Source organism: Paenibacillus sp. RC84 (assembly GCF_041260495.1).
In the GTDB taxonomy this organism is placed as follows: Bacteria; Bacillota; Bacilli; order Paenibacillales; family NBRC-103111; genus Paenibacillus_F.
Window position 1 is genome coordinate 239,350 of sequence record NZ_JBGBYL010000009.1, and the last position, 13,044, is coordinate 252,393.

At 55.6% G+C, this 13,044-nt stretch carries 15 protein-coding genes; 13 read left to right on the forward strand and 2 right to left on the reverse strand.

Annotated elements, in window-relative coordinates:
• Window positions 1-61 precede the first annotated feature (61 nt).
• Entirely contained in the window at window positions 62-670 is a 609-nt protein-coding gene (locus ABH899_RS20965; RefSeq protein WP_370000193.1) for a GbsR/MarR family transcriptional regulator, read from the forward strand.
• A gap of 177 nt (window positions 671-847) precedes the next feature.
• On the forward strand, window positions 848-1,219 hold the full coding sequence (locus tag ABH899_RS20970) for a hypothetical protein (protein WP_370000196.1): 372 nt from the start codon (window positions 848-850) through the stop codon (window positions 1,217-1,219).
• Between the two features lie 83 nt (window positions 1,220-1,302).
• Here ABH899_RS20970 and ABH899_RS20975 read toward each other — a convergent pair whose 3' ends face one another.
• Entirely contained in the window at window positions 1,303-3,561 is a 2,259-nt protein-coding gene (locus ABH899_RS20975) for a helix-turn-helix domain-containing protein (RefSeq protein WP_370000199.1), read from the reverse strand.
• Window positions 3,562-3,748: 187 nt separating this feature from the next.
• Complete coding sequence (locus ABH899_RS20980) at window positions 3,749-4,621, reverse strand: SRPBCC domain-containing protein (protein WP_370000202.1); 873 nt, start codon at window positions 4,619-4,621, stop codon at window positions 3,749-3,751.
• 183 nt (window positions 4,622-4,804) lie between these two features.
• Between ABH899_RS20980 and ABH899_RS20985 the strand changes: the two genes are divergently transcribed.
• The 11 genes from ABH899_RS20985 (at window position 4,805) to ABH899_RS21035 (ending at window position 13,000) form a co-directional block, all read left to right on the forward strand.
• A complete protein-coding gene (locus ABH899_RS20985) occupies window positions 4,805-5,704 on the forward strand; it encodes a glycosyltransferase family 2 protein (protein ID WP_370000205.1) in 900 nt (299 codons plus the stop codon).
• A gap of 26 nt (window positions 5,705-5,730) precedes the next feature.
• Entirely contained in the window at window positions 5,731-7,305 is a 1,575-nt protein-coding gene (locus ABH899_RS20990) for a M2 family metallopeptidase (protein ID WP_370000208.1), read from the forward strand.
• Between the two features lie 28 nt (window positions 7,306-7,333).
• Window positions 7,334-7,627 (forward strand): hypothetical protein, encoded by a 294-nt coding sequence (locus ABH899_RS20995; protein WP_370000211.1) that lies wholly within the window; start codon window positions 7,334-7,336, stop codon window positions 7,625-7,627.
• A 327-nt stretch (window positions 7,628-7,954) separates the two neighbouring features.
• Window positions 7,955-8,626 carry a helix-turn-helix transcriptional regulator gene (locus ABH899_RS21000; protein ID WP_009672127.1) on the forward strand — a complete coding sequence of 224 codons (672 nt, stop codon included), beginning with the start codon at window positions 7,955-7,957 and terminating at the stop codon, window positions 8,624-8,626.
• Between the two features lie 20 nt (window positions 8,627-8,646).
• A complete protein-coding gene (locus ABH899_RS21005) occupies window positions 8,647-9,588 on the forward strand; it encodes a hypothetical protein (RefSeq protein ID WP_370000214.1) in 942 nt (313 codons plus the stop codon).
• An 81-nt stretch (window positions 9,589-9,669) separates the two neighbouring features.
• A complete protein-coding gene (locus ABH899_RS21010) occupies window positions 9,670-9,948 on the forward strand; it encodes a hypothetical protein (protein ID WP_218228988.1) in 279 nt (92 codons plus the stop codon).
• Window positions 9,949-10,132: 184 nt separating this feature from the next.
• Complete coding sequence (locus tag ABH899_RS21015) at window positions 10,133-10,414, forward strand: hypothetical protein (RefSeq protein WP_370000216.1); 282 nt, start codon at window positions 10,133-10,135, stop codon at window positions 10,412-10,414.
• 83 nt (window positions 10,415-10,497) lie between these two features.
• Window positions 10,498-11,070 (forward strand): hypothetical protein, encoded by a 573-nt coding sequence (locus ABH899_RS21020; RefSeq protein WP_009672087.1) that lies wholly within the window; start codon window positions 10,498-10,500, stop codon window positions 11,068-11,070.
• Between the two features lie 101 nt (window positions 11,071-11,171).
• Window positions 11,172-11,444, forward strand: coding sequence for a hypothetical protein (locus ABH899_RS21025; RefSeq protein WP_218228991.1), 273 nt, complete (start codon window positions 11,172-11,174; stop codon window positions 11,442-11,444).
• 95 nt (window positions 11,445-11,539) lie between these two features.
• A complete protein-coding gene (locus tag ABH899_RS21030; RefSeq protein WP_370000219.1) occupies window positions 11,540-11,827 on the forward strand; it encodes a hypothetical protein in 288 nt (95 codons plus the stop codon).
• Window positions 11,828-11,965: 138 nt separating this feature from the next.
• Window positions 11,966-13,000: a BtrH N-terminal domain-containing protein gene (locus ABH899_RS21035; RefSeq protein WP_009672026.1), complete on the forward strand. Its 1,035-nt coding sequence runs from the start codon at window positions 11,966-11,968 to the stop codon at window positions 12,998-13,000.
• Window positions 13,001-13,044 lie beyond the last annotated feature (44 nt).

The following is a 13,044-nucleotide window of genomic DNA, read 5'->3' on the forward strand; positions in this document are numbered from 1 at the left end:
CTTTGATTACAATACAATTTAGAGGTTGAGAAGCAGCAGCTTGTTCCTCAGGAGGGAAACCATGAACGATCTCAGCGGCTTTACGACAGAGCAGAGCCAGAAAATTCAAAAAAACCGTGAACGGGTTATTGATTCCATCGGCAAAAATATGGATTTATACGGCATTACCTTGTCGATCGGGCACTTATATGGTTATATGTATTTCAATAACGGCCCCGTCACACTGGATGAACTGAGCAAAACGATGGGGATGAGCAAGACATCCATGAGCACCGGCGTCCGGACGCTGATGGATTTGAAAATGATCGATAAGGTATGGGGAAAAGGCACACGCAAAGACCTGTACGAGGTGGAACCGGACTGGTACCAGAATTTCAGTGATTTTTTCTCCATTAAATGGCGTAAAGCGGTGGAAGGGAATATGAATGCCCTCAACAAATCGCTCGTCGAACTGCGGCATATGAAGAAGGAATACGAAGAGAGTCCGGAGCTTCAGGCCGTGCTGGAAGCGGACGAAGCGAAAATCGCGCACGCCATAGACTATTACAAGTGGCTGCTGAGGCTGATCGAGGCGATGGAAACCGGCAAGATCTTCGAGCTGATTCCAAAAGAGCCCCGGGAACCCGCTTCAGACGAAGCCGGTCGGCCGGAGCGCGACGGGAAAGAATAAGAAAAAGGACAAGCCCGGGCTTGTCCTTTTTCTTATTTGGAGAGAATGCCGCACCCGCCGCACGCCGGATATACGCGTAGGGGATCGACACTGCGGGCGGGAGTTTGAACCTGCCCCTAAATAGCTTATTATAGAAGGAGTATAAGCTCGTATTTCGCCCTATAGGAGTGGGACCGGATGACCTTGAATGAAAAGATTGCCGCTTATGTCGAATTGATGAATGAAGCTCGTGAAATTTCGAACAGGGCAAACAGCCGGGCCTACGAACTCCGGCAAACAGCGGTTCGGATAGGTTTCGAAGCTACGGCCGCGGCTGAACATGCCGCTCTGATGGCGGAAATCGTGAGGGAAAACACGGAATCGGGCTCCTTATCCAAGCTGATTCACGCCAGCCGCGAAGCCGCATCGAGAGCCGCGGAAGCTACGTTGAAGGCTTTGGAAGCCATCAAATCAGCCAATGCGGCGGATCATGAAGCGACCGAAGCTTTTGAACGCACGCGTGAAGCGGCGGAGAAATTGACGGAAGCTCTCCAGGTTGAGGGATATTGACGTAAGCGAACGCAAGTCACGAACGCAAACGCAAACGCAATCGCAAGAGCATACGCAAAAAGCGCCCTTGAGGGGCGCTTTTTTTATTCCTCGGCCGTCAACTTGGCGGCTCTGCGGTATTCGCCGGGCGTCTGCCCCGTCCACTTTTTGAACATGCGGTTGAACGAAGTGATGTTCCGGTAGCCGATGCGCAGACCGACTTCCACAATATTGAGCTGAGTCCCCGTCAGCAGTTCCTGCGCTTTGGAAACCCGGATGGCATTCAGGTGGTCGCTGAAATTCGCTCCCGTTTTCTCTTTGATATAGACCGATAAATAGGCGCTCGACATCTGGAGGCGGTCCGCAAGATTTTCGAGGGAGAGCTCTTCCCCGTAGCCGTCCCGGAGAGCGTCCATGACGAAGCGGATCACGGGATCTTCCGTGTCTTTCTTCTCGTAGATAAGCGCGGCCGCGGAAAAGAACAGCTCCCGGTAGCCTTCGATATAGTCTTCGAAGGTGCAGCATTCCCTGAGCCTCCGCATAAGTGGTTTGACGGGCCAGGCAGCGTCCTGCGCGATTTTGTAGATGTCCATGAGCTTCCATACCTTGCCCGCCATGGACTCCGCAAGCTGCCTGAACTGGACGACGCCGGCCCCGGACTCGCGCATTTCGGCAAGCTGGCGGCCGATCAGCTCCAGGGCGCCCTTGTCGTCCCCGGCCTGCAGGCAGGCGTTCAGCTCTTGCTCCCGGGCGGGGCTCAGCGCGCAAGCTTGCAGGCCGGACCGCGTCTCAAGGAGGAGCTGCGTCTCCTCCTCCAGGGTGGCTTGGCCCGCTCTTTCCAGCGCCTGCCGGTAGGCATCGTTGAACTGGGAAGCGTGCTCGAACCGCGAGCTGACCGCCACGGCCGCCAGGCACTGCTCCTTGTCGGAATCGAACAGGTGCCGGATGTCCCCGAGCATGGCCTGAAGCGTGTCAGCAGCGACTGCGCCGCTGATGACCGTTAATATCTGGTTCTTCTCCATCTGGAACGTATGCGAACCGGGACTGTGTTCCCTCAGAAGCACATCGAGATGCTCCCGGTAATAGGAGGCAAGCCGTTCGTGCGGGACGGGTTCCTCACCCGGTTTCGCCTGCCGGAACCGGAGTTCATAGACGATAATCTGGAAGCTTTGGTCGCTTGCGATAAAATCCTGCCATTCGTGAATATCCGTATGAATGCTTCTCAGCTTGTTAATGTAGCTGTACTTCGTAAGAAGCGACTGCCGGCTGCGCAGCTCGCTGCGGATTTCGGCCTTTTCCTTGAACAAATCGGCAATTTTCTCCTGAATGAACGCGAATTCCCGGATCGCGCTGGGCTCGCCGCTGCCGCTGCCGCTCATAAATGCCGAAACCAGCTGTTTGACGGGCCGGTTGATCCGGCGGCTGCTCAGCAGGGAGACGGCAAGGGCGATGCCGAGCGACAGGACGAAAATCGCGAGCAGCGTCCAGTTCAGCTTCCGGAGCTGGGAGGCCACGCTGGCATTGGGAACGCCGGTGATGTACGTCAGACCGTCGTCGCCTGTATAGCGGAAATAAACCATTCCGCCCGCAGCGGCGGTTCCGCTTGTTTCTTCGAATGCGGGAAGTTCCACCGGATCTCCGCCTTCACCCGTTCCGAAAAGAACGCTTCCATCGCCGTTCAGCACGTAAAAGAGGCGCCCGTCTCCGCCTTCCCCGAGAAAATCGTGCTGCGTCTTGTCCACGTCCAGATAAGCCGTAACGAGGTAGCTGCTGCCGCTCAAATGAAAACTGACGGGCAGCAGCTTCTTCTCGGCGGGCGAATTCCAGACCGTCTTGAAATCCGCTGCGGGCAGCAGGGAGAACGCATCCGCCGATTTCAGGCGGTTTTCCCAGAAGGGGAGCGGATAGGCGGCGCTTTTGTACAGCCGGTTGTACTGGTCTTCCGCCCCGCTGCTGCCGTCCTTGTCGAGCGTGACGCCGTGCGGCAGGAAATACACCACGAGGTTGTCGAGAAACAGGTGCGGGTTCGAGGTATCCGAACGGAGACGGGTAACGATGCTTTTCGCCTCCAGATAACGGAGCTCTTCATCCGTCGCGCCCTGCAGATGCCGGTTGAAAGCGATCACGCCGGGATCGTTGTACGTATTGAAAAGAAGCGTGTTGATCCGGGAAAAATGCGTGCTGTATTTTTCGGCGGTATTTTTAAGCATGGACTGGTTGTGAGCGATAATTTCGCCGTGATATTTGGTCTTGAAATAAGCGAAGGCCGCCAGGTCGAACGCGGCAAACAATCCTATAATGACGAGAAAACTGATCAGCGTCGCGAGGAACAGGGAGGTCGGTCTGGTTTTGTTGAACGGCATCGTGCAGGAACTCCTTACTCATTTGGTGGAAAAGCGGCCGGTCTCTTTCCATTGTACGAGCCGAATGTTAGGGGAGTGTATACGCACGGAAGAATTTGCCGCCCGCTTGAAGCCTCTGTGTAGAGCCATAATGGGAACATCCGCAAAAAAAGGCAGTACACGGCCTCGCCGTATGCTGCCCTTTTGCTTATTCCTGTTCCTTTACGGCAGAAAGCTTGCGCCGCCTTACGCTGATTTCATCCAATGAAACTTCGTTTGGATCGATCATGCCGGTAAACTGGTCGTCGTAGGTTAAATCCGCCGTTACAGCGTGCCGTTCTCCCCGTTCGTAGAAAACAATGTCGGCGGGCGCGTTCGTTCCGTAAAAGCGGGAGAGAGCTTTTACAAAATCGTGATACGTCGGAACCGGCATTCCTCCGAGGCTCGTCACGATAATCCCGCCGCGCAAACCGGCCCGGTGGGCCGGACTGTTCGGGTACACGGTCGCGATGAAGTTCCCCCGTATGCCCGCGTCGGCAAGCCCCTGCTCTTCCAGTTGTGCGGCGGTTGCCGTATAATTCATGACCCCCAGTCGGGGATAATTAAAAATCGAGTTGCGCAGATCCAGGCCGAGCTCGATTGTATTTTTCAGATGAAAAAGAGATTGTCTCCAGCCCGTTTCTCCGCATTCCCTGACCCACTGCATCCTTTCATCCTCCGTATAGCCTTCAACGGTGACGGTCACCTGGGTACAAGTGCCGCCGCCGATTTGTTCGAAAGCGAACGAGGTCCTTAAGTGGTATTCCCAGAGGGAGCCGTCCGGCAAAATGGACGTGTAGCGCTCGTCGAACCGGATGAGCTCAGGTTTAACGCATTCGGTGCAGACGGCGCGATTCGTTAATTCTCCGATTACGAGAGTGAGTTCGTCCCCTTGGGCGATATCAGGCTGCGCCCCCGAATAAGTCGCGATGTCGCTCAAAAAATGTTTCCAGCCCTCCGCTGTCGCCACATACCACCAGATCTCGTCCGCGGAAGCGTCGATATAAACCGAATTGACCGTTCTTCCTCTGTCCGCATTCATCCCGAAAGCAGTCCTCCTCCGCGTGTTACAGATACCTTTATTTTATCTTTTTGTGCGAACTAACGATCGGTTTTTATCGGCATTCAGCCGGAATAAAAAGCCGAGCGGCCGATAAGGAAAGCGTTTTATAATGCGGCAAAGCGTATGTTTCAGTTGGGCCGTCAGGTCCGGAGGTGGTGTTTTATGACAAAAATGAATGTGGTTATCCCGGTTTACAATCAAGCCTACGCCTTATCCCTGACTTTGCACGGGTTAACCAGGCAAGCGGCCCCTTATAACCGCTGCCCGATTATCGTCGTAGACGACGGGTCCGAAGAGCCGGTCCACGCGGTTGCGGAAGCTTACAGGGGGCGGCTGAATCTCACTTACGTGCGCATCCCCCGCAGCGGCAGGGCGGCCGCCCGTAATGCCGGAGCGAGGCTTCTGGACGAAGGCTGCGTCCTGTTCTGCGATGCCGACCGGATACCGAGGCCGGGATTCATCGAAGCGCATGAACAAGCCGGCCGGAAGCACGACAGCCACTTTGTGGTAGGGCAGGTCCGGGAACTCTACGTCCCGGATGCGGAACATAACCGGGATCTGGTGCTGGCCCGCTACGGGGAGCAGAAATATGACCGCATTCCGCAGTACTGCCGGCTCGTTTACCGGCTGTTTAACGAAAGCGGATCGACGGTTTCGCCCGTTCCGTGGATAGCCGCCTTGAGCGGGAATATGTCCCTCCCTCTGGAGCTGTTCCGGGATCTGGGGGGCTTCGACGACTCGTTCCGCGAGTGGGGCTTCGAGCACCTGGAGCTGGGCTACCGGGCCCACCGCCGGCAGATTCCCTTCGCTTACTGCCCGGAAGCGGTGAATGTGCATCTGGCGCATTCGCGGCAGGGCGCCTCTTATGCGGATTTTATCCGGAAGAGCCACGACACGTTTTTCCGCAAGCACCCTCACCCGGTCGTAGGGGCTTTCTATGATTTTATGATGGGCAGAATCAGCCGGATCCAGCTTGAGAACCTGGCCTCTACGGGCATGCTCGGCAGCGCGGGAAGAAATACTCCCGACGAATACGTCCGGATTCTCAATTTCAAGTCATGAACCAAACCGAAACGGGGGAAGGACGATTGTCACAACAACGTTTGCAGACCAACGCCGACTCTTTTCTGAGAAAAGCGAACCGCGAGCTGGCCGGTTTATACGTCCCGATGATGAATTCGCTCTGGAAAGTAATCACGACGGGCGAATTCCGTTACGTCAAGCAGTGCGAACAAGATGAGCAGGCTTATCAGGAGGCGCTAGCCTCTCCGGTCCTGCGCGAGCAGGCGGAATATTGGCTGAACCATCCGGGCCTGCCCGCAGACCAAGAGCGCCAACTGCAAGTATTGCAGGCTGAAATGGCGGAACACCGGATGGAGGCGGACGAACGGCAGGCCGCCGCTTCTTTGTGGAACGATCTGCATTACACGATCGGCACGTTCCGCGCGGAAGCGGGCGGCACTCTGTTGTCGGAGCAGGCGGTGCGGGTCTTGATGCGCAGGCTCAAGGACGGCCGGCAGCGCAAGCAGATCTGGCAGGCGGGAATGCGGCTGGGCGAGCTCACCGCGCCCAAACTTCTGGAGCTGGTCAAGCTCCGCAACCGCGCTGCCCGGCGGCTCGGCTACGACGATTACTTCGCGATGAAGCTGGAGACCGCCGGGATCGGGCTCGACAAGCTGACGGAGCTGATCCGGCAAATCCGCGGCGGTCTGGATTTCGCCTACCGGGAGGTGAAATGCGGGATCGACCTGGAATTGGCCGACCGGTTTCACATCGCGCGGAGCGAGGTCCGCTCCTGGCATTATGCGCATCCGTTTTTCCAGATGCATGATGCGATGGAGGAGCCGCTTGCGGCTGGCGCGGATGAAATGGCGGACAAGGTGTCCGGGTGGCTGCTGGAACGCGGATTCGATCTGAACGCCGTCATCCGCAAGGCGGATCTGGCGGAGCGTCCGGGCAAAGGCCAGGCGAACTGCTGCCTGAACTTGGACCGAAGCCGGGATATCCGCATGTCCTGCAACTTGTCCCCGGACACGAAGGGGCTTGCGGTGCTGCTCCACGAAACGGGACATGCCCTTTTCGAACAGGAGCTGGATCCTTCGCTTCCGTTTCTGCTGCGTCAGCCGGCCCATCCCTTCTTGAGCGAGGGCGCCGCCCTGCTGCTGGAAAGACTGGCGTGGGATGCGGAGTGGAGGGAGGGGCTGTTCGGCGGTCAGCCCGAGGCCGATGTCCGGTCCGGTCAGGAACGGCTTCGGAAAGAAACGCTGGTCAGGCTGTATTGGACGCTGACTCTGGTGGAATTCGAGAAGCAATTATACGCAAATCCCGAACAGCCGTTAAACGGCTTATGGTGGGATCTCGTGGAAGACGTGCAGGGCATACCCCGGCCGGCCGAGTGGGATTATCCGTATTGGGCCGCCAAGGCGCATCTGTCCACGCTCCCGGTCTATTACTACAATTACCTGCTCGGCGAGGCGGCAGCCTCCCAGTTTCAGCACACGCTTCAGATTCGCTTCAAGGAATGGCACGGGAAAGAAGCGCTGCAGCATCTGCGGAAGGAAGTGTTCCGTCCGGGAGCCTCGGCAAGCTGGCGGGAGCTGCTAGCGGCGGGCACCTCGCAGGACCTGAGCCCGCTTTTCCTGATCCGTCAGCTGCAAGGCTAATTTTCGTATCTTAAGGAGGATGCCGCTAATGGCAACGATTCATATCCAGAAGAGGACGGTCGTCTCCCGTATGGAACGGGATTCGTCCGAACCGGTTAACAGCCAGGTCAAGACGTATATGCTTACGCCCGAGGAGCTGGACTATTACCGCAGGCTGCCCCTGTCCGCTGCGGACAAGGCGTTCAAGCCCGGACTTAAAGTGATGGCGATGGAACGGAGGGAGGGAGATGGGGACGGCAGCCGAGAATCTGATCCGGCAGTTGGATCGCTTGTCGGAGGAACTGAGGGGAACGCTAACGCCGGAGAAGCTGGAGGGGCTTGACGAATGGTTTCGTCTGGAAGCCCCGGAGGCGTGCAGAAACGCCTCTCGTTTGCCGTTTCCGTATAACCAGCGGATACTCCGCCACTTCCGCCGCATGCGGGAGGAAGAACGGCCTTTGCCGGCTATCGCCGGCTTTCTTCGTCACGGGCTGGATGCGATATACGATATTTTGCGCGACTATCAATCCGCTTAAAAGAAATATTTTTCATATAATTCTATAATAGTCAAAAAAATCCTAATGTCCTGCAAGAGAACCTGATCTTTCTTTCTTGCGGTTTGATACCATGACGGCACCGAAACCATTACGTGTAGGGGGAATGGGTGCCAGTGGACGTGCTACTTATTATCAGCCATCAGCTTAAGGAAGACGAGTTCGAACGAGTACAGAGGTTGTTTTCCCACATGTCTATCATTGCCGAATCTGATTTTAAAGCTGTCGCAAGATCGCTCCGCCGGCAGGAAAAAGCTCACAAGCTATTCGTTTTCCTGTCTTTCGACGAATCGCTCCCGGAGGAATGGAAAATCGAGGAGCTTCAGCTGCAAAGCCCGATTATGGTGCTGCTTAAAGTGAACAAACGCGATCTTTTCGTGTTTTATTCTTTTCTCGATTCGGTGGGGCTTTTATCCAAGCCGTCCGCCGATTTGCCGGGCAAGCCGGAAATTTCGCCGCTGCTGTATCAGTCTCTTGAATATATCGAACAAAATTTATGCGAAAACGATCTGTCCTTGGAGAAAGTGGCATCGAGTATTTTCGTCAGCCGGTGTCATTACTCCAGGATGTTTAAAGAATATTTCGGCTTCGGCTTCAAGGAATACGTAATGAACAAACGCATTCAGAAAGCGAAGGCCATGCTGCAAAAAGGAGTGCCGGTCACAGATGTATGCTATGCCGTCGGCTATGGGGATTTAACGCATTTCGGCCGGGTCTTCAAAAGGCTGGTCGGGATAAACCCTTCGGTTTACCGGGGACAAAGGCGGGAAGCGCCGTCCTGCGGATAACGCGAAAGGGGGAAGGAGCTATGGAAACGGAGCCGATTCGCTCCCGTTATTTCAACCGGCTCACGATCGGGCCGGACGGGCGGTCCGTCCGCAAAACGAGCCGCCGCGACAAGAAACTCCGCGACGAGATTAGCTGGTACCTGAATCTGCCGGAGGAATTACACACGTATATCCCCGGTGTTCTGGGCTACTCGCTGCAAGATCAAGTGTATCTGTGTTTGGAGTATATCCAGGCCCCGACTTTATCGGAGCTGTACATGAGCGGGCGGCTGGATCAGGAAGGCTGGGCGGGCGTCTTTGCCCGGCTGGATCAGCTCTTCGGCCGGTTTGCCGCCTTCCCCGCCGAGTTGGATCCAGCCTGTTTGCACGAGATGTACATCGGCAAGACCCAGACGCGCATGGCGGCCTTTTTAAACGGCAACGAGCGGGCCAGACGGTTTTACAACCAGGGCTATTACCGGCTGAACGGAACGATGGTGCTCTGCCCCTTCCGGATTTTCGAGAGCCATCTCGAAGATTTCCGGTCCCTGCTCGGTAATCCGGCTATCGCTGTTCTGCACGGCGACCTCTGTTTCTCCAATGTGCTCTATGCGCCGGACAAACAGGCCGTCAAACTGGTAGATCCCCGGGGCAGCTTCGGCATTCCGGGGATCTACGGCGACCGGCGGTACGACCTGGCGAAAATCAGACACAGCTTGAACGGGTACGAGCATATTGTCCACGGGCGATATTCTCTGCAAACGGCGGGCAATGACATCCGGCTGGAAATCCCGTTTACGGATGGGCAGCTCCGGCTTCTCCGCGACTGGGACCGGTATCTGGGCGGCCGTCTCCGGGATGTCGCCAAGATCGAGGCGCTGCTGTTCCTTTCGATGCTGCCTCTCCACAGGGAGAGTCCGGAGCGCCAGATGGCTTTGTACGCCGTGGCAACCCGTCTGCTGTATGAAATTTTCGCCGATTAGAACCCCCTTGTTAAGCCGAGGAACCGGGCGCTCATTCTTTTATACTGAAAAGGAGCCCACAGAAAAAGGAGAGTGACAAGAATGAATCAGACGGCAGCAAAATTTGTGATGGCAACTGCGATTCTCGTTTCGCCTGCGGCAGGAACAGCCCTGAAGGCAAGCGCTCAAACCGCTGCGGTTCAGGCCCAGCCGGCGGTTCAACCGGCCGGTCAGGGTGTGCAGGCTGTACAGGCGGCACCATCCGGCACATTATCCCAAGCCGGAATTTCCGGCGTGAAGACGGAGTCCCGGGAAATTTTGCGGGAGTTCGGCGGAGCCGGCAATTTCTCCCCGTCAGTTGTGACGAAAACTCCAGCGTGACCGGTCAAAAGAGATAAGCGCCCGACGCTTATCTCTTTTGCGTTTGCAGGCAGGGCTATGACCGGGAAGATCCGTGGATTGCGAAAGTTCCGCAGGTTGAAGTCATCCGGTAAAGCCGAGAGGGCCGGGCGTTATTTTTCTATACTGAAGAAGTAGTCACATCCGAGCAAAGGAGGTGAAACGAATGAAAGAGATCACGTCTAAATTTATCATCGCCACCGCTATTCTGGCGGCCCCTGCGGCGGCCACCGCTCTGAACGTAAGCGCGCACGCTGCGGCTGTCCAGATCCAGCCTCCGGTGATTTCCGAAGGTGGGCCTGTCACTGTGGCGGCTTCTCCGCAATTCAACCCTACCGCTGCGGAAACAACGGCTGAGACTCAGCCGCCCGCTTCCGCCGGTATCGTTGAATTAGCCGAGGCGGAACCTTCTTTTACGATCAATGTGTTTAAGAAGACATTGGCCTAAGCGAGCCGGACAAAGAGAGATAAGCGGGGAAGTGGCTTATCTCTTTTCTCTCTTTTGCACCTATGGGGATATGGAGGGATTACATGAATCAACGGATGTTTACCTGTCTGGATCTGAGGTCTTGTTTGAATAACTGCGGAACGACAGGCAGCCATAACTATCACGAGGGCTATTTAAGCTCGGCAAGGGCTTCCTTTCCGGAGGATGCCTTTCAGTTTGACGCTCCTTTCGAATTTAAAGAAATACCGTTCGTTCTCTTTAAGCGGCAATCTTTCGATAATATCGTAACGGAAGGACAGTCCATCCAGTTCCCCCGGCAGCGGGTGACCAACATTCATCTTCTCGGTACCTCGAGCGATGCCAATATGGCGGACTATATGTATTTGATGCTGGACGGGCAGGAGGTCTCGAAGCAGAAGATCCTGTTGTCCCATTTTATTTCGGAGGTTCCTTTTCCGCGTAACGAGTGTGTAATCGAAACGTCCTGCCTACATACGATGGATGGCCCTCTTACGCACAGATCCGCCAGGCTCTGGTATGACGGGATTGAACTAGACCGTCCGGCCGAGATCAACCGGATTACGTTTGAAGACAACCCTTGCATGCACGTGTTCGGCCTGACGCTCGAAAGCGAATCAACACCGGGGGGCAGGTAATATTTACCTAATAAAGGGAGGGATACAGCCGAGGACCCGGCCGGGATAGCTCTTATACTAAAAGAGAGCCGGCACTCTTAGAAGAAAGGAGGATGGATGGAATGAAGGAAACGACGACTAAGTTTCTCATTGCGACTGCTGTACTGGTGTCTCCCGTCATGGGCACGGCCCTGGACGTCAGCGCCGGTCAGCCCGCGTTTGTCCAGGCGCACACGGCGTCTGCAGACGTTCAGCAGAACCGGGCGGTATCCGCGTCCGAAGATACTTATTTAAGCTTGCGGACAGCGAAGAAAGCGTCCGATCTGCGTTTGCAGGAACCGGGAGAATATACGGTTTCGGGCGTATCGTCGCTGTGCGTAAAATGTGTGGCCTAAATACCTGAAAAACTCCGGTGAGACGAGCCTGTACGGGCAGTCTCCCGTTTTTCATGTGAAGGATCGCCCATTCCAGGGAAAGGAAGGTGAAACGGATGAACCAAACGGCCGCGAAATTCGTCATTGCCACCGCCATTCTTGTCTCTCCGGCTGCGAGTGAGGCTCTTAACGCGAATGCGACTGTGCAGGCGCTGACTGCACAAGGCACGGCTGCGGACTCTTTGCAGGCGAAACCGGCGGGCTGTGCGTTTCTTGCCGGCAGCACCCTTGCAGGTGCCCGAACATCTCCGTCTGCGGCCGGGATAGTTGCACGGCACGGCGAAGAATACACGGCACCGGCCTTTACAAGCTCGGGTTTCACAGGTTTTGCCCTGAAATGTTAGGTGAGCGTGGCGGCAGACTCCGATGACCGGAAGAGATAAGCTGTAACCCGGCTTATCTCTTTCTCTCATTTACGAGGCCGGTACGAGGCCAAGGAAAAACCCCGATTTACAGCTTAACGGAGGAGGACGGACCGACGGATGACTTTTACGTTATACAAAGAAACCCGGTTGAATTGTTTCTACGTCAATATTGCGGCTCTGCTGAAGCGGCTTCCCGTTGAAGATGCCCATCTGATTTATTTGTTCAACCAGGCCGGTTTGTTTTACCGCGATACGGAGGATGAGGATGAGTTTCAAATCAGCCCCTATTACCGGCTGTTGGACGATTTTGTGTACGGGCTGTTCGGGGCACGGCTCCATAAGACGGGATCCTCTGCGGGAGACGATTACATGCGGACTTTGAAAGAGACTCTTGCGAACGGGAAGAGTGCAATCATTGAATCCGATATTTTTTATTTGCCGTACAGCGGGTTTTATAGAAGGACCCATTTTCCGCACGCATTGGAGGTTACCGGATACCGGGAGGGCACGTTCGAAATCTGCGATCATTATTACGAATATCACGGCTTTCTCGAAGAGTCCGAACTGCAGGCCGTATTCGACGCTTCGCTGGACAGCGCGTTTTATAAACGGTTGTATGTGTGGTTTCTGAAAAAAACGGAAGGGCCCGCTCCCGAGGAGCTTACACCGGCATTCTGCAAAAGCGTAATCCAAGACAACCTGGCGAATATGCAGGGAGCCGTCACCTACGATTGTCCGTCCGGCAGTTATCCCGGTCTCGCCGCTTTCGTGCCCATTTGCGGGAAAATAAAAAGCCTGAAGACGATCGAAGAAGACTCCGTCAAGTTTAAGGCGGCCAGTTATTTATATGAAGGATTCAGGGAGATCGCCAACTCCCGGTACCACCATCACCATTTTCTTAAAGCTATCGGGGAGCACGCGCTCGCCGAATCTTATCTGGAAGCCGATCAAAGCTGGATGGTGGCGGCTAATTTGCTCATGCGGGCGGCGACGGGCAATCAATTCCAGGCCTTCGAAGAGCGGATATTGGCCCGAATGGAGCGGGTGAAGCAGAAGGAAGCCGATAATACCGCCCTTCTGCAGCAGTGGCTCGACCGGCGGACGGCGGGGCCGTCCGATGACGTCCGCAAGGATGAATCAACAACCGCCTAATATCCCGCAACGGAATCTGATTCTTGTCCGGCCCGCTCTGGTAC